The organism is Trinickia fusca, assembly GCF_003628145.1.
Lineage (GTDB): Bacteria > Pseudomonadota > Gammaproteobacteria > Burkholderiales > Burkholderiaceae > Trinickia > Trinickia fusca.
Window position 1 is genome coordinate 943,989 of sequence record NZ_RBZV01000002.1, and the last position, 16,840, is coordinate 960,828.

The window sequence follows — 16,840 nt, forward strand, 5'->3', positions numbered from 1 at the left end:
GCGTTCTTTAGACGAGCACCAGGTTGTCGCGATGAATGAGCTCGGGCTCGAGCATATAGCCGAGGATGCCTTCGATGTCGGCGCTCGCATGCCGGGCAATGAGCTTGACTTCGGCGCTGCTGTAATTCGTGAGCCCACGCGCGACTTCACGACCCGCTGCGTTCATGCACGCGATGACCTCGCCACGCGCAAACGTGCCATGCACGTCGACGACGCCGATCGGCAGCAAACTCTTGCCGCCGCTCGTCAGCTTCTCGACCGCGCCGTCGTCGATCACGACGTGGCCACGCACCTGCAGGTGATCGGCCATCCACTGTTTGCGCGCGGCTAGCCGCGCGGTGCGCGCAACGAGCTGCGTGCCGATCGCTTCACCTTCGGCCAGCCGCGTCAGCACATGCGGCTCCCGGCCGCTTGCAATGACCGTATCGGCCCCGCTTCCGGCTGCGCGCTTGGCGGCGAGAATCTTTGTCAGCATGCCGCCGCGCCCGATGGCAGAACCTGCGCCACCGGCCATCGCTTCGAGCTCCGGCGCCCCCGCATTGGCTTCGCGCACGAGTTCGGCCGCCGGGTCCTTGCGCGGATCGGCGGTATAGAGCCCTTGCTGGTCAGTCAGGATGATCAGCGCATCGCCCTCGATGAGGTTCGCGACGAGCGCCCCGAGCGTGTCGTTGTCGCCGAACTTGATTTCGTCGGTCACGACCGTGTCGTTTTCGTTGATGATCGGCACGACGCCAAGGCGCAGCAGCGTGAGCAGCGTCGAGCGCGCGTTGAGATAGCGCTCGCGATCGGCCAAGTCCGCGTGCGTGAGCAGAATCTGCGCGGTGCGGATCCCGTGCTCGGCGAAGCTGCTTTCGTAGACTTGCGCCAGGCCCATCTGCCCGACGGCTGCCGCCGCCTGCAATTCGTCGATCTCTCGCGGCCGCTTGGCCCAGCCCAGGCGCTGCATGCCTTCGGCGATCGCACCCGAGCTCACGAGCACGACTTCCTTGCCGTGCGCGCGCAGCTGCGCGATTTGCGCGGCCCAGCGGCCGATCGCGGCCTGATCGAGCCCGCGGCCGTCGTTCGTCACCAGACTGGACCCCACTTTCACTACCAGGCGCTTCGAATCGGCGATGACAGAGCGCATGCTCGCTCAGCCTCCTTCAAATGACAGGTGAGAGCGCCGCTCACGCGGCGGCAAGGAAATCCGCGAACCGCGGCTTACTGGTTCGACGTAGGCGTGTCGCTGCCACCTGCCGCCGGCGTGTCGCGAAAGCGTACATCGGCCGCCAGATCCTCGGCCTGCTCGGCGCGATGCGCATCCGAATGCTCGGACAGGTAATCGTAGACGGCGTAGCACAGGTTCTCGCAGCCGAGCCCTGTCAGCGCCGAAATCTCGAACATGGGGCCCGTCCACTCGAACCGCTCGATGAAGTCGGCCACGCGTGCGGCGCGCTCTTCTTCCGGAACCATGTCGAGTTTGTTCAGCACGAGCCAGCGCGGCTTCTGATACAGCGCTTCATCGTATTTGCGCAGCTCGCCGACGATCGCCTTGGCCTCGGCGACAGGGTCGACGCTCTCGTCGAACGGCGCCAAGTCGACGAGATGCAACAGCACGCCCGTGCGCTGCAGGTGTCGCAAGAACTGGTGACCGAGCCCCGCGCCCTCCGCCGCGCCTTCGATGAGGCCCGGGATGTCGGCGATGACGAAGCTCTTGCTGGGCCCGACGCGCACGACGCCGAGATTCGGTGCGAGCGTCGTGAACGGGTAGTCGGCGATCTTCGGCTTGGCGTTCGACACCGCCGAGATGAACGTGGACTTGCCCGCATTGGGCATGCCGAGCAGGCCGACGTCGGCCAGCACCTTCAGCTCGAGGCGCAGCATGCGCCGCTCGCCGGGCTTGCCTTCGGTCTTCTGACGCGGCGCGCGGTTCGTGCTCGACTTGAAGTGCAGATTGCCGAGCCCGCCCGCGCCGCCCTGGGCCACGAGGACGGTCTGTTCGTGCTCGGTGAGATCGGCGATCACCTCGCCGGTATCGAGATCGGCGATGACGGTGCCGACCGGCATGCGCAGCACGATGTCGTCGCCGCCCTTGCCATAGCAATCGGAGCCGCGGCCGTTTTCGCCGTTGCGTGCCTGGTGCTTCTTCGCGTACCGATAGTCGATCAGCGTGTTGATATTGCGGTCCGCTACTGCGTAGACACTGCCGCCTCGGCCGCCATCCCCGCCGTCGGGGCCACCGAACGGAACGAATTTTTCGCGGCGCATCGACGCGCTGCCGTCGCCGCCGTCGCCGGCGATCACTTCGATCCGCGCTTCGTCAATGAACTTCATCTATCGCTCCGTCGCCGTATTTCCGGTTATTTTGCCGCGCGCGGCCCGTATTGACCAATCGAGCCGGCCATCCGGCCGGTCGCCGCGCGCATAAGAAAAAAGGCCCCGCCAACTTCGCGGGGCCTTTCTCGGTCTATCGCACCCGTGTCTGATCGAACTCAGACCGCAGCCGGGATGACGTTGACCAGATGCTTCTTGTCGGCGCCTTTCGTCGTGAACTTGACGTGGCCGTCGATCAACGCGAACAGCGTGTGATCCTTGCCGATGCCGACGTTGTCGCCAGCGTGCATACGCGTGCCGCGTTGACGGACGATGATACCGCCTGCGTTGATCGCCTGGCCGCCGTACACCTTCACACCGAGGCGTTTCGACTCGGAGTCGCGGCCGTTGCGGGAAGACCCGCCTGCTTTTTTGTGTGCCATCTGATTGCTCCTTGACCGGTGCGCTTACGCGTTGATCGCGTCGATGCGCAGTTCGGTGTAGTTCTGGCGGTGGCCAGCATGCTTCTGGTAGTGCTTCCGGCGACGCATCTTGAAGATCGTGACTTTGGCATGACGGCCGTGCGAGACGACGGTAGCCTTGACGGAAGCCCCGCTCACCAGCGGCGCACCGAACTTAATCGATTCGCCTTCGCCCACTGCGAGAACCTGGTCGAGCGTGATTTCAGCGTCAATGTCAGCCGGTATCTGTTCTACTTTCAATTTTTCGCCAACGGCAACCTTGTACTGCTTGCCGCCGGTTTTTATGACCGCGTACATTGAGAACCTCACTCTGTATTCGCTTTTCCACGCACCGTGCGTGAAAACGCGTGATTATACATAGAGTTAGCTTCGCAGTCAAAGGCTCGCGACGCTCCCCTCCCCTCGCTGGCGCGCGCTTCACCGGGCGCCAGCCGACCAGCCCCGCTCAGCGCGAGCGCCCCTCGTCGCGACAGTGCAGGGAGAACCCTTCGGCTCGCCCTCATAACCCTTTATAATCCGCGGCACTACCCATTTCTCTCATTATGTCGTCGACCGCCACCACCTCCCCCAGCGCCGCCCATCTGCTCGCCCCTGTCGTCGAAGACATGGAGCAGGTGAATCGCGTCATCCGGCAACGTTTGGCCTCCGAGGTGATGCTGATCAATCAGATCTCGGAATACATCATCGGCGCCGGCGGCAAGCGTCTGCGCCCGGCGCTGCTGCTGCTCGTCGCGCGCGCGCTCGGCGACACGACCGGCTACCGGCATGAACTCGCGGCCGTCGTCGAATTCATCCATACGGCCACGCTGCTGCACGACGACGTCGTCGACGAGTCGGAATTGCGACGCGGCCGCCAGACGGCCAACGCGCTGTTCGGCAATGCGGCGAGCGTGCTCGTGGGCGACTTCCTCTACTCGCGCTCGTTCCAGATGATGGTCGGCGTGGGCAAGATGCGCGTGATGGAAATCCTCGCCGAGGCGACCAACATCATCTCGGAAGGCGAAGTGCTGCAGCTGTTGAACATGCACGACGCCGACGTCGACGAAGCCCGCTACATGCAGGTGATCCGCTACAAGACGGCCAAGCTGTTCGAAGCGGCGGCGCAACTCGGCGCGGTGCTCTCGGGCGCCGACGCAACGACCGAAGCAGCCGCGGCCGAGTACGGCCGCCGCATCGGCACGGCGTTCCAGATCATGGACGACTGGCTCGACTACACGGGCACCGCCGAATCGATGGGCAAGAACGCCGGCGACGATCTGCGCGAAGGCAAGCCGACGCTGCCGCTCATCTATTTGATCGAGCGTGGCACGCCGGAGCAGGCCGCGCTCGCGCGCGAGGCGATCGAGCAAGGCGGCACGGACCGCTTCGAGACGATTTTCGAGGCCATCACGACCTCGGGTGCATTGGATCACACGCTCGAATGCGCCAAGCGCGAAGCGCAGGCGGCTGCCGAAGCAATTTCTTCGTTCCCAGATTCCATTTTCAAAGAAAGCCTGTTAGAATTATGTTTTTACTCGACGGCAAGACAGTCTTGAACGAGACTGAATCAGCGTCTGAGTCCAAATCGGGGTGTAGCTTAGCCTGGTAGAGCGCTACGTTCGGGACGTAGAGGCCGGAGGTTCGAATCCTCTCACCCCGACCAGATTTGATAAAAAACCGCGCACGTGTTGCGCGGTTTTTTTTTGCCTCGAGCAGATGCAGATTGCGTTCGGATGCAACGCCCCCTGCCGATCGGATAAAGGGCATCGTCGAGCGCTCTGCTATATTCTTTTCTCCATCCCTTTCGTCCGCCTGTCATAGATCACGCGTGGAACAATTCCCCTTGTGGGCGCAAATCGGCGCCATCTTCCTGCTGCTGTTCTGCTCCGGCTTCTTTTCGATTTCCGAAACGGCGATGATGGCGCTCAACCGCCACCGCCTCAAATACCTCGCCAACAAGGGTGCGTTCGGCGCCAAGACCACGCAGAGCCTGCTGGGCCGCACCGATCAGTTGCTCGGTGTGATCCTGATCGGCAACAACCTGCTCAACACGATCGTGCCGGTGCTCACGACCTCGATCGCGCTGCGTACCTTCGGCCACGACAATCTCGTGCTCTCGATCGCCACGGGCATCGTCGCGTTCCTCATCATCGTGTTCGCCGAGATCACGCCGAAAATCGTCGGTGCGACCTTTCCGGAGAAGATCGCGCTGCCGGCGAGTATCGTGATCGCCCCGCTGATCCGCGTGCTCAAGCCGGTCGTGTGGTTCGTCAACCTGTTCTCGTATGCGATCCTGACGGTGCTGCACATCAACACCAAAGGCGGACGCGACCAGCGGCTTTCAACCGAAGAGCTGCGCGCGATCGTGCTCGAATCGGGCAGCTTCATCCCCACCAAGCACCGCAGCATCCTGCTCAATCTGTTCGATCTCGAGAATATCTCCGTCGACGACGTGATGATTCCGCGCCGGCGCATGGAAGCGCTCGACTTCAACGCGCCGTTCGACGACATCCTCCATCAGCTCGAGACCTGTTATCACAACAAGCTGATCGTCTATCAAGGCGACATCGACCGTGTGCTCGGCGTGCTGCACGTGCGCAAGACGCTCGCGGCCCTGCACAAGCAGGAGCTCACGCGCGAGACGCTGCGCGAGCTGCTGACCGAACCGTACTTCGTGCCGTCGGGCACACCCGTGTTCCAGCAGCTCCAGTATTTCCAGGAAACCCGGCAGCGCACAGCACTCGTCGTCAACGAGTACGGCGAGCTGGAAGGGCTCGTCACGCCCGAAGACATCCTCGAAGAGCTGATCGGCGAGTTCACGACGTCGATCCCGCGTAGCGCAGGCTCACGCGCGGGCTGGAACGATGAGGGCGAATGCATCGTCGCGGGCAGCATGCCGCTGCGCGAATTGAACCGCTGGCTGCATCTGACCCTGCCCACCGACGGGCCCAAGACACTCAACGGCCTGTTGCTCGAGACGCTCGAGGAAATTCCCGAAGGCGACGTCTGTGTGCGCATCGGCGACGTGCACCTCGAAGTACTGCAAAGCGACGATCAAGCGATTCGCACCGTGAAGGTCTTCAAGCCCAAGGCACTCGCCGTGCCTCGAGACACGCGCCATTAGCCATCCGGCCGACTGCCGGCCCAACGCCGCCCGCGCGATGATCGACGCATCGTGTTTTCCGCGGCGGCGCTTGGCCGGCATCGATGGCTTCCTCTCTTCCCTTTTCCGTTACGGCCGCGCCGTGGCCCCAGCCCGAAGGCGCGGACGATGCGCCGGCCGTGCGCTTGCTGGCCGAAACGCTGGCGCAAGCCGCACAGCGCGGCGCCTCCGATCTCCATATCGAGCCCGGCGAGCGCGACTGGCGCATCCGTCTGCGCGTCGACGGCGTGCTGCATGAACTGGCCCGTCCGCCCGCCCACTTGCGCGATCCATTCGTCGCGCGCGTGAAGGTGCTCGCAAGGCTCGATATCGCCGAACGCCGCGTGCCGCAAGACGGCCGGCTGCGCCTGGCCGTGGCGCCGGGCAAAGTCGAGGACTATCGCGTGAGCTCGTTGCCGACGATCTTCGGCGAGAAGCTCGTGCTGCGCCGGCTGCAGACATTGCCGGCATCGCTCACGCTCGATGCGCTCGGGATCGATGCACGACAGAGACCACTCGTCGAAGCGGCGATCGGCGCATCGCACGGGCTCGTGCTCGTAACAGGCCCCACCGGCAGCGGCAAGACCCTGTCGTTGTATTGCTTCCTGCAAATGCTCAACGCCGGGTCACGCAATCTGTGCTCGGTCGAAGATCCGGCCGAGATCCAACTCGCGGGCGTCAATCAGGTCAACGTCCGGGAAAAGGCTGGACTCACGTTCGCCGTCGCGCTGCGGGCATTCCTGCGCCAGGATCCCGACGTGATCATGATCGGCGAGATTCGCGATGCCGAAACGGCCGACGTCGCGTTGAAAGCCGCGCAGACGGGGCACCTCGTGCTCTCGACGCTGCATACGAACGACGCGCCCAGCGCGATCGCGCGACTGACCGATATCGGCGTTGCACCGTATCACGTGGCTTGCGCACTGCGCCTCGTCACCGCTCAGCGGCTCGTGCGACGCTTGTGCCGGCACTGCCGCGCCCCGGCCAATGTCTCTCGCGCCGAGCTCTACGCCGCCGGCTTTGCACACGCCGAAACGGACGGCTGGCAGCCTTATGTCGCATGCGGTTGCGAGACGTGTCACGGCATTGGCTACCGGGGCCGCGTCGGTGTGCATCAGGTGATGCCTGTCTCGAGTGCGATGCGCGAACTCGTCGTGGCGCGCGCGAGTACGCAAACCATCGTCGGGCAGGCTCGCAGCGAAGGCACGATGAGCCTGCGCGAGGCGGCCCTTGCGCGCGTGCGCGACGGCACGACGAGTCTTTCCGAGGCGCTGAGCGCCACGGAGGCCGCATGAGCTCGTATGCCGGTGAGGCGAGCGGCACCGAGCGGCGCTTTGCCTGGCGCGGTGTCGAGCCGGGTGGTGCGCGAAGGCGCGGCACACTCGTTGCGCCCAGCGCCGTGGCAGCACGCGCGCTGCTCCGGCGCGAGCAAATCGTCGTGCTCGATCTCGTCGAACGCGGCGCGGCGAGCCGCCCCAAGGCATCGGCGCGCGAAGTCACTGCGTTCACGCGGCAGTTGGCGAGCCTGCTGCGGGCGGGGCTCGCGCTGGCCCCCGCTCTCGAAGTCATCGGCCAATCGCCGACTGAAAGCGGGTTGCCGCGCATCGCGCTGAGGCTGGCAAGGCGCATCGCCACTGGTACGTCGTTCGCCGAGGCACTGGCCGAACATCGCGCGCAATTTGATGCGCTGTACTGCGCGCTCGTGGCGGTCGGCGAGGCATCGGGCTCGCTGGCCGCCGTGCTCGAGCGCCTTGCCAGCGATCGCGAACGCACTGCGGCGCAACGCGCCAAGGTGCGAACCGCGCTGACTTATCCGGTGGCGGTCCTCGTGCTCGCGCTGGCTATTGCGGCAGCACTGCTCGGCTGGGTCGTGCCGACGTTCGCACAAGTCTTCGATAGCTTCGGTGCAACGCTGCCCGCGCCGACACGTGTGGTGATCGCATTGTCCGATATCGTGCTCCGTTACAGCGCACCGGCGCTGGTTGCACTTGGCACAGCCCTCTTTGCGGTCACGGCTGCCGTGCGTCGCTTGCCGGGAGCACGCGCGACATTCGATCGCCTGTCACTTGCGCTGCCGGTCGTGGGTTCGGTACTCGTCACGCTTGCAGCCGCACGCTGGAGCCGCGCGCTCGGCACGTTGCTCTGCGCAGGAATGCCGCTCGCCGATGCACTGCAGGCGTTCTCGCATGCCACCGGCAATCAGGTGTTCGACGCGGCGAACGCCGAGATCGCGACACGGCTACGCCGCGGCGAGCGCCTGGCGGGCGCCATGCGTGCGCTGGGCTGTTTTCCCGCAGCGCTCGTGCAGCCGGTAGCCGTCGCGGAAGAGTCTGGGGCGCTCGATACGGTCTTGCTCGACGTCGCCGCGCTGGCCGAGCGCGAATTGGACGAAAAGGTCGGCATGCTCGCGAGCGTCTGCGAACCGCTGATCGTCATCGTGCTCGGTGCACTTGTCGGCGGCCTCGTCGTCGCGCTGTATCTGCCCATCATTGAACTCGGCAACGTGGTGTAGCATCCAGCCCATTCGATCCTTGGTCATGACCTTATACCCATCCGTGCACGCTACCGCTCTCAGCGACTCACTTAGCTTCGGCGCTTCGTTCGGCCAATTGCCGATCGCTTGGCAATTCGTCTTCGCGATTGCTTTCGGCCTCGCGATCGGCAGCTTCGTCAACGTCGTGGCACATCGGCTGCCGGTCATGCTCGAGCGGGCATGGCGAGCCGAAGTCGGCGATGCGACGGGCGCGCCGCCGCCCGATGACGGTCTGCCGGCGCGCTATAACCTGTGCGTGCCGCGCAGCGCCTGTCCGCACTGCGGACACGTGCTGCGCTGGTGGGAAAACATTCCATTGCTCAGCTATGCGTTGTTGCGCGGCCGTTGCTCGGCGTGCAAAACGACCATCGGCTTGCGCTACCCGCTCGTCGAAGTCGGTACGGCCGCCTTTGCTGCGCTGTCGCTGTGGTCGTTCGGGCCGACCGGCACGGCGCTCGCCGCCTTCGTACTCTGCACGGCACTCGTCACGATGAGCGCGATCGACAGCGAGACGCGCCTGCTTCCCGATTCGCTGACGCTGCCGCTGCTGTGGGCCGGGCTGCTCGTCAATCTGCTCGATACGTTCGTCAGCCTGCGCGCCGCGGTGGTTGGCGCAGTCGCCGGTTATGTATTCCTGTGGTCCATCTACTGGCTGTTTCGCTTCGTGCGCGGCGTCGAGGGCATGGGCTATGGCGACTTCAAGCTGCTCGCCGCGCTCGGTGCCTGGCTCGGCTGGGATGCGCTGCCGCAGATCGTGTTGATTGCAGCCGTCGCCGGCGCCGTCGTGGGCCTCGCCGCGACCTGGCTTGGCCGCATGCGTTTCGAAGAGCCGTTGCCGTTCGGCCCCTTTCTTGCCATCGGCGGTGTTGCGACCCTGTTCATGGGCCATCCGCTCTATCGTCTGTTCGGAGGGTAAGCGATGTTCGCGATAGGGCTCACGGGAGGCATCGGCAGCGGCAAGACGACCGTCGCGGATCTATTCGCGGCGCACGGCGTGACCATCATCGATACCGACCAGATCGCGCATCGCATCACCGCGCCGAACGGCGCCGCGATGCCGCTCATCGCCCGCGAATTCGGCCCCGCGTTCGTCGCGCCCGACGGCTCGCTGGACCGCGCGGCCATGCGTGCGCTGGTCTTCACCGACGACAGCGCACGCGCGCGGCTCGAGGCCATCACCCACCCGCTGATCCGCGCCGAAACCGACCGCGAGCGACAGGCGGCGACGGGGCCCTATCAGATGGTCGTCGTGCCGCTACTCGTCGAGTCGGGCAATTGGAAATCGCGCGTCGATCGCGTGCTCGTCGTCGATTGCAGCGTCGAAACGCAGATCGCGCGTGTAATGCGCCGTAACGCATTCGCGCGCGAGCAGGTGCTCGCGATCGTCGCTCGGCAAGCGACGCGCGAAGCGCGTCTTGCCGCGGCCGACGACGTGCTTGTGAACGAAGATGCCCCGCTCGATGTGCTCGACGCCCGGGTCCGGCAATTGCATACGCACTACCTGTCGCTGGCGAATGCGCCGCGGCCGTAACGATGCCGTAATCACGCGGCGGGAAGATACTTCGGACAACGGCATGAATCGAGACGAGCAGGCGTCGCCAACCTCGCCAATGCCACCAGAACGCAGTAAAAAGTACGCGATTCCGCGATTGCGGGGGGCCACCCGCAGCATTAGAATGTCCTGCAATTCCATCACCCATGACGCCAGGGGCGAGCGCGCTTGATTCTTTACGAGTATCCGTTCAACGAGCGAATTCGCACGCTGCTGCGTCTCGAAGACCTGTTCGAGCGCTTTGCTTTCTTTCTGAGCCAGGACGATCCGCGGGAACATCACGTCGCGCTGACGACGCTGTTCGAAATCGCCGAAGTCACTGGCCGGGCCGATCTGAAGTCGGATCTGATGAAAGAGCTCGAACGGCAGCGCCAGACGCTGGCGCCGTTTCGAGGCAATCCCGGCATCGAGCAAAACGCGCTCGAAGCCGTGCTCGGCGAAATCGAACAGACACTGGTCGGTCTTGCGCAGATGCAAGGCAAGACCGGGCAGTATCTCGTCGAAAACGAGTGGCTCTCGAGCATCCGCAGCCGCGCCATCATTCCGGGCGGCACGTGCAAGTTCGATCTGCCGTCGTATTACGCCTGGCAGCAATTGCATCCCGAGCAGCGCCGGCAGGACATCGCCAAGTGGATCACGCCGCTGCTGTCGCTGCGCGATGCGGCCATGATCGTGCTGCGCCTTGCCCGGGAGTCCGGTCAGGCATCCAAGGTGATGGCGATGCAGGGCAGCTACCAGCAAATGCTGTCGGGCCGCACGTACCAATTGATGCAGGTGCGCGTCTCGCCCGAGTTGCGCGTGATCCCCGAAGCAAGCGCGAACAAGTACATGCTGTGGGTGCGCTTCACCGTTCAGGACGGAGACTTGAGGCCGCGCCCCGTCGACGTCGACGTGCCGTTCCAGCTCACGCTCTGTAGCCTGTAACCACGCCTGCGATTGCCGTGCGCCTTCGGCGACTACGTCGATCCCGCCCCTTTACGATTGGCCGAACGAATGATTACCGTTGTGAAATGCCCGACGTGCGGCAAGGAAGTCCGCTGGGTGCCCGAGAACCGCTTCCGACCATTTTGCTCGGAGCGCTGCAAACAGATCGATCTGGGCGCCTGGGCTAACGAAAAGTACAAGATCGACGGCAGCGACGAGGCGCCGCCCTCGGACGACACCTCCCGCGACGACCTCAACTGAGCACCGACTGACTCACCATCGGCTTCCTGCCGCCCGGCTCGCGCCCGTTCAATCGGCAGCGAGCCACTCCAGCACGGGAATCGTCGCCGGCAGCAGCGGCGACACCTCGGCCGGCAAGCGTTGCCAGCTGAACGCCTGCCCTTCGCGGCCATGCGGCTCACCGGTCCACTGCGTGACCTTGCAGAAATAGAGCCGCACATAGGCGTGCGGATAATCGTGCTCGAGCGTATGCCAGCGATGCGACTCGGTGACGACGATGCCGAGCTCCTCGTGCAGCTCGCGCGCGAGTGCGGCCTCCACGCTCTCGCCAGGCTCGAGCTTGCCGCCCGGAAACTCCCAATAGCCTTCGTACGGTTTGCCGGCCGGGCGCTGCGCGAGCAGATACTGGCCGTCCGGCGTAACCAGCACGCCGACGGCTACCTCGGTGACGGGCCGCTCGACTTGGGTTTCCTGCGTCGCCCGCGTGTGTTCAGTTTGCGTCATGGTTATGCCTTCTTGCCCGACCAGTCGCGCGCGAATTGCCACGCGACACGCCCCGAACGCGATCCGCGCTCGAGCGCCCACACGAGTGCATCGCCGCGCGCCTGCTCGATATCGGCATCGTTGCAGCCGAAATGGCGCAGCCAATGTGCGACGATCGTCAGGTAGTCGTTTTGTTTGAACGGATAGAAGCTGACCCAAAGGCCGAAACGCTCGGACAGCGAGATTTTCTCCTCGACGACTTCACCGGGATGAATCTCGCCGTCGGGCATGTGCTTGTACGTCTCGTTGTCGCTCATGTACTCGGGCAGCAGATGGCGGCGGTTCGACGTGGCATAGATGAGCACGTTGTCCGACTGCGCCGACACCGAGCCGTCGAGCGCGACTTTGAGCGCCTTGTAACCCGATTCGCCCTCTTCGAACGACAAGTCGTCGCAGAAGACGATGAAGCGCTCGGGGCGGGAAGCGATGAGCTCGGTGATGTCGCCGAGGTCGTGCAGATCATCCTTGTCGACTTCGATGAGGCGCAGCCCTTGCGCCGCGTACGCGTTCAGGCATGCCTTGATCAGCGATGACTTGCCCGTACCGCGCGCCCCCGTGAGCAGCACATTGTTGGCCGGCTGCTTGTTCACGAACTGACGCGTGTTCTGCTCGATCAGCGCCTTTTGGCGATCGATGTTTTGCAGATCGGCGAGCGAGATCGGCGAGATGGCGTTGACCGGCTGCAGATAGCCGTGCCCCTGGCGCTTGCGCCAGCGAAATGCCATGGCCGCGGACCAGTCTACTTGCGGGGCGGCCGGCGGCAGCATCGCTTCGAGGCGGCCGAGCAATTGCTCGGCACGGTTCAGAAAGAGTTCGAGTTTGTCCATGTGCAAAAAACACGCACGACGCCCACGGCAAAAAGCCCGGAGCCGGACTCTCGCGCGACGCGATGCTGTTTCAGGAACGGTAATCGGCGTTGATGCTGACGTAGTCGTGCGACAGATCGCAGGTCCAGATCGTCGCCTGGGCGGCGCCGCGGCCCAGCAGCACGCGGATCGTGATTTCGCTTTGCTTCATCACGCGCTGACCGTCCTCCTCGCGGTAGTCGGGATGGCGACCACCCGCTTTGGCGACGTGCACATCGTCGAGGTATAGATCGATCTTCGCAACGTCGAGGTCAGCGACACCAGCATAACCGATTGCGGCCAGAATGCGTCCCAGATTGGGATCGGACGCGTAAAAGGCCGTCTTCACGAGCGGCGAGTGGCCGATCGCATAGGCGATCTGGCGGCATTCGGCCGCGCTCGTGCCGCCCTCGACCTGCACCGTCATGAACTTCGTCGCCCCTTCGCCGTCGCGGATGATCAGCTGTGCGAGCGACTGCGCCACCTCGGTCACGGCCTCGCGCAGCGCCGCATAGGCTGCCGAGTCGGTCGAGGTGATCGCCGGCAGGCTCGCCTTGCCCGAGGCAATCAGAATGAACGAGTCGTTCGTCGACGTATCGCCATCGATCGTAATGCAGTTGAACGAACGATCGGCGACCTCCTTCACGAGCGTGTCGAGCACCGGCTGCGAGACGGCAGCGTCGAACGCGAGGAAGCCGAGCATCGTCGCCATGTTCGGCTTGATCATGCCCGCACCCTTGCTGATGCCGGTCAGCGTGACGGTGTGACCGTCGATCGTGACTTGGCGCGAGGCCGCTTTCGGCAGCGTGTCGGTCGTCATGATCGCCTGCGCGGCTTCGAACCAGTGCGCAGCGCCCTGGTTCGCGAGCGCCGCCGGCAGGCCGGCCTTCAGGCGATCGATCGGCAGCGGCTCCAGAATCACGCCGGTCGAGAACGGCAGCACCTGCTCGGGCGCAATACCCGCCAGACGGGCAAGCTCGGCGCAGGTTTCGCGCGCGTGCAGCATGCCGGGCTCGCCGGTGCCCGCGTTAGCGTTGCCGGTGTTCACGACGAGCGCCCGGATGCCCTTGCTCGCCACCAAATGCTCGCGGCAGACCGTCACGGGTGCTGCACAGAAGCGGTTCGCCGTGAACACGCCCGCGACGCTCGCGCCTTCGTCGATCGACACGACGAGCACGTCCTTGCGGTTCGGCTTGCGGATGTGCGCCTCGGCCCATCCCAGCGTGACGCCGGCGACGGGATGAAGTTGTGCGGGATCGATCGAGGGAAAGTTGACAGCCATGATCCGGAACCTATCGAAGACATGAAATGCCGGCCTGGCGATGGCAAGACCGGCATCGAAGGCGCGATTACCGCGGTCCAAATAAAACGGCGCGCATTATGCGCGCCGTCTACTACCTTATGCAAGCCTGCCGTGGCATTGCTTGTACTTCTTGCCGCTGCCGCACGGGCATGGGTCGTTGCGGCCCACCTTCGGCAGGCCGTCCGCGCCGGGCGACGCGTCCGCCCCCGCGTGCGTGCCGCGGATCATCGCTTCGCCGACCATCTCCGCCGCCGCATCGACTGCCACGGCCGCGGGTCCGGCCACGGCAGCCGCTTCGGCGAACTCCGCGTGACGGAACTCTACGTTCTCGAGGTGGCTGCCCTGCTCTTCGTACTGCTCGGCGGCCTCTTCGAGTTGCTCAGGCGACTGGATCTGCACGTTCATCACGACGCGCGTGACTTCGGTCTTCACGACATTGAGCAGCGCCTCGAACAGCTCGAACGCTTCGCGCTTGTACTCCTGCTTCGGATTCTTCTGCGCATAGCCGCGCAGGTGAATGCCCTGACGCAGATGGTCGAGCGCGGCCAGATGTTCACGCCAGAAGCGGTCGAGCGTCTGCAGCATGACCGAGCGCTCGAACGCGCTGAACGCCTCGCGGCCCACGAGCGTGACCTTCGCGTCGTAGCTCTCGTCGCCGGCACTGAGCACGGCGTCGAGGATGTCGTCGGCGTCGAGCGACTCCGACTCGTTGATCATCTCTTGAATCGCGAGGTCGAGCTGCCAGTCATTGCGCAGCGCTTCTTCGAGCTCGGGCGCTTGCCATTGCTCTTCGATGCTGCCGGCCGGAATGAACTGGTGCACGATGTCGCTGATCACGGCATGGCGCATGGCGCCAATCGTCTCGGCGATGTCCTGTGCCTCGAGCAGCTCGTTACGCTGCTGATAAATGACCTTGCGCTGATCGTTGGAGACATCGTCGTATTCGAGCAGTTGCTTGCGAATATCGAAGTTGCGTGCCTCGACCTTGCGCTGCGCCGATTCGATCGAGCGCGTCACGATGCCCGCCTCGATGGCCTCGCCTTCGGGCATGCGCAGACGGTCCATGATCGAGCGCACACGGTCGCCCGCGAAAATACGCAGCAGCGGATCATCGAGCGACAGGTAAAAGCGCGACGAACCCGGGTCGCCCTGACGGCCCGCACGGCCGCGCAGCTGGTTGTCGATCCGGCGCGATTCATGGCGTTCGGTGCCGATGATGTGCAGGCCGCCTGCGGCCTTCACCTCGTCGTGCAGCGTTTGCCATTCGTCGTGCAGCGTCTGGATCCGGCGCGCCTTCTCTTCGGACGACAGCGCTTCGTCGGCTTCGATGAAGGCCGCTTGCTTCTCGGCGTTGCCGCCGAGCACGATGTCGGTTCCGCGGCCGGCCATGTTCGTCGCGATCGTGATGCGCTTCGGACGGCCCGCTTCCGCGACGATCGCCGCCTCACGCGCGTGCTGCTTCGCGTTGAGCACTTCGTGCGTCAAGCCGGCTTGCGTCAGCAGGCCCGACAGCAGCTCCGAGTTCTCGATCGAGGTCGTCCCCACGAGCACGGGCTGCCCGCGCTCATAGCACTCGCGAATGTCGCGAATCACGGCGTCGTAGCGTTCCTTGGCCGACTTGTAGATCTGGTCTTGGCGGTCGAGGCGCTTCGGCGGACGGTTCGTCGGGATGACGACCGTTTCGAGGCCGTAGATCTCGTTGAATTCGTACGCTTCCGTATCGGCCGTGCCCGTCATGCCCGCGAGCTTCCCGTACATACGGAAATAGTTCTGGAACGTGATCGAGGCGAGCGTCTGGTTTTCGCTCTGGATCTTCACGTGCTCCTTGGCCTCGACGGCCTGGTGCAGACCGTCGGACCAGCGGCGGCCCTGCATCAGTCGGCCCGTGAACTCGTCGACGATGATGACTTCGTTGTTCTGCACGACGTAGTGCTGATCGCGGAAGAACAGCGTATGGGCGCGCAACGCGGCATACACGTGGTGCATCAGCGTGATGTTCTGCGGCGCGTAGAGGCTCTCGCCCTCGCCGATCAAGCCCCAGTCGGCCAGCAGGCGCTCCGCCTTCTCATGGCCCGACTCGGTCAGGAACACCTGGCGCGCCTTCTCGTCGAGCGTGTAGTCGCCGGGCTTCTCCACGCCGGTGCCGTCGGCGCGCTCCTCGCCGATCTGCTGCTCGAGCAGCGGCGGCAGTGCATCCATGCGCACGTAGAGGTCGGTGTGATCTTCGGCCTGCCCCGAAATGATCAGCGGCGTGCGCGCTTCGTCGATGAGGATCGAGTCCACTTCGTCGACGACCGCGAAGTTCAGCGCGCGCTGCACCCGTGCGTCGGTCTCGTAGACCATGTTGTCGCGCAGGTAATCGAAGCCGAACTCGTTGTTGGTGCCGTATGTGATGTCGGCCGCGTAAGCCTGCTGCTTCGTGGCGTGATCCATTTGCGACAGGTTGATGCCGACCGACAAGCCGAGGAAGTTGTACAGCTTGCCCATCCATTCGGCATCGCGCTGCGCGAGGTAGTCGTTGACGGTCACGACGTGCACGCCGCGCCCCGACAGCGCATTCAGATAAGCGGCCAGCGTCGCGACGAGCGTCTTGCCCTCGCCCGTGCGCATTTCCGCGATCTTGCCGTAGTGCAGCACCATGCCGCCAATCAGCTGCACGTCGAAGTGACGCATTTTCAGCACGCGGCGGCTCGCCTCGCGGCACACGGCGAACGCTTCGGGCAGCAGCTTGTCGAGCGACTCGCCGCTCGCCACGCGCTGACGGAACTCGGCCGTCTTGGCGCTCAGCTGCTCGTCCGTCAATTGCTCGATCTGCGTCTCGAGCGCATTGATCACCGCGACGGTCTTTTGATACTGCTTGACGAGGCGCTGATTGCGGCTGCCAAAGATCTTTTGGAGAAAACCGGTGGTCATCGGATCGGGGTTGCGTCGCGGCTTCGGTCGGTTTCGCACGCGGGGTACGCCCGCGGGGTGTACCCGGACTCGGAAGGCCTCGGCGGCTTATT

16 protein-coding genes and 1 tRNA gene are annotated in these 16,840 nt (G+C 64.4%); 9 read left to right on the forward strand and 8 right to left on the reverse strand.

The window, feature by feature from the left end:
- Positions 1-7: 7 nt before the first annotated feature.
- The 4 genes from proB to rplU all read right to left on the reverse strand — a co-directional run bounded on the left by proB (position 8) and on the right by rplU (position 3,071).
- Positions 8-1,126 carry a glutamate 5-kinase gene (proB, locus tag D7S89_RS09030; RefSeq protein ID WP_121277256.1) on the reverse strand — a complete coding sequence of 373 codons (1,119 nt, stop codon included), beginning with the start codon at positions 1,124-1,126 and terminating at the stop codon, positions 8-10.
- A gap of 74 nt (positions 1,127-1,200) precedes the next feature.
- Positions 1,201-2,313: an Obg family GTPase CgtA gene (gene cgtA, locus D7S89_RS09035; RefSeq protein WP_121277257.1), complete on the reverse strand. Its 1,113-nt coding sequence runs from the start codon at positions 2,311-2,313 to the stop codon at positions 1,201-1,203.
- A 158-nt stretch (positions 2,314-2,471) separates the two neighbouring features.
- Complete coding sequence (gene rpmA / locus D7S89_RS09040; protein ID WP_121277258.1) at positions 2,472-2,735, reverse strand: 50S ribosomal protein L27; 264 nt, start codon at positions 2,733-2,735, stop codon at positions 2,472-2,474.
- 24 nt (positions 2,736-2,759) lie between these two features.
- A complete protein-coding gene (gene rplU, locus D7S89_RS09045) occupies positions 2,760-3,071 on the reverse strand; it encodes a 50S ribosomal protein L21 (RefSeq protein WP_121277259.1) in 312 nt (103 codons plus the stop codon).
- A gap of 245 nt (positions 3,072-3,316) precedes the next feature.
- Here rplU and D7S89_RS09050 point away from each other — a divergent pair, with 245 nt between their 5' ends.
- The 9 genes from D7S89_RS09050 to yacG all read left to right on the forward strand — a co-directional run bounded on the left by D7S89_RS09050 (position 3,317) and on the right by yacG (position 11,165).
- Complete coding sequence (locus D7S89_RS09050; protein ID WP_121277260.1) at positions 3,317-4,309, forward strand: polyprenyl synthetase family protein; 993 nt, start codon at positions 3,317-3,319, stop codon at positions 4,307-4,309.
- Positions 4,310-4,339: 30 nt separating this feature from the next.
- Positions 4,340-4,416 (forward strand) — tRNA-Pro (locus D7S89_RS09055).
- A 165-nt stretch (positions 4,417-4,581) separates the two neighbouring features.
- The gene (locus D7S89_RS09060) at positions 4,582-5,877 is read left to right on the forward strand and encodes an HlyC/CorC family transporter (RefSeq protein WP_121277261.1); all 1,296 of its coding nucleotides are present in this window, start codon (positions 4,582-4,584) and stop codon (positions 5,875-5,877) included.
- Positions 5,878-5,960: 83 nt separating this feature from the next.
- Complete coding sequence (locus D7S89_RS09065) at positions 5,961-7,190, forward strand: GspE/PulE family protein (RefSeq protein ID WP_121277262.1); 1,230 nt, start codon at positions 5,961-5,963, stop codon at positions 7,188-7,190.
- Complete coding sequence (locus D7S89_RS09070) at positions 7,187-8,407, forward strand: type II secretion system F family protein (RefSeq protein ID WP_121277263.1); 1,221 nt, start codon at positions 7,187-7,189, stop codon at positions 8,405-8,407. Before D7S89_RS09065 ends, D7S89_RS09070 begins: the two co-directional genes overlap by 4 nt.
- Before the next feature lie 25 nt (positions 8,408-8,432).
- On the forward strand, positions 8,433-9,344 hold the full coding sequence (locus D7S89_RS09075; RefSeq protein WP_121277264.1) for a prepilin peptidase: 912 nt from the start codon (positions 8,433-8,435) through the stop codon (positions 9,342-9,344).
- Between the two features lie 3 nt (positions 9,345-9,347).
- Complete coding sequence (coaE, locus tag D7S89_RS09080) at positions 9,348-9,959, forward strand: dephospho-CoA kinase (protein ID WP_121277265.1); 612 nt, start codon at positions 9,348-9,350, stop codon at positions 9,957-9,959.
- 189 nt (positions 9,960-10,148) lie between these two features.
- Positions 10,149-10,904, forward strand: a complete 756-nt coding sequence (gene zapD, locus D7S89_RS09085; RefSeq protein WP_121277266.1) for a cell division protein ZapD — start codon at positions 10,149-10,151, stop codon at positions 10,902-10,904.
- A 69-nt stretch (positions 10,905-10,973) separates the two neighbouring features.
- Positions 10,974-11,165: a DNA gyrase inhibitor YacG gene (yacG, locus tag D7S89_RS09090; RefSeq protein WP_121277267.1), complete on the forward strand. Its 192-nt coding sequence runs from the start codon at positions 10,974-10,976 to the stop codon at positions 11,163-11,165.
- Between the two features lie 48 nt (positions 11,166-11,213).
- Here yacG and D7S89_RS09095 read toward each other — a convergent pair whose 3' ends face one another.
- From D7S89_RS09095 to secA, 4 genes are all read right to left on the reverse strand, one after another.
- Positions 11,214-11,648, reverse strand: a complete 435-nt coding sequence (locus D7S89_RS09095; protein WP_121277268.1) for an NUDIX domain-containing protein — start codon at positions 11,646-11,648, stop codon at positions 11,214-11,216.
- Positions 11,649-11,650: 2 nt separating this feature from the next.
- Complete coding sequence (locus tag D7S89_RS09100; RefSeq protein ID WP_121277269.1) at positions 11,651-12,514, reverse strand: ATP-binding protein; 864 nt, start codon at positions 12,512-12,514, stop codon at positions 11,651-11,653.
- Between the two features lie 70 nt (positions 12,515-12,584).
- Positions 12,585-13,814 (reverse strand): bifunctional glutamate N-acetyltransferase/amino-acid acetyltransferase ArgJ, encoded by a 1,230-nt coding sequence (gene argJ, locus D7S89_RS09105; RefSeq protein WP_121277270.1) that lies wholly within the window; start codon positions 13,812-13,814, stop codon positions 12,585-12,587.
- Positions 13,815-13,931: 117 nt separating this feature from the next.
- The gene (gene secA, locus D7S89_RS09110; RefSeq protein WP_121277271.1) at positions 13,932-16,748 is read right to left on the reverse strand and encodes a preprotein translocase subunit SecA; all 2,817 of its coding nucleotides are present in this window, start codon (positions 16,746-16,748) and stop codon (positions 13,932-13,934) included.
- Between the last annotated feature and the right edge of the window lie 92 nt (positions 16,749-16,840).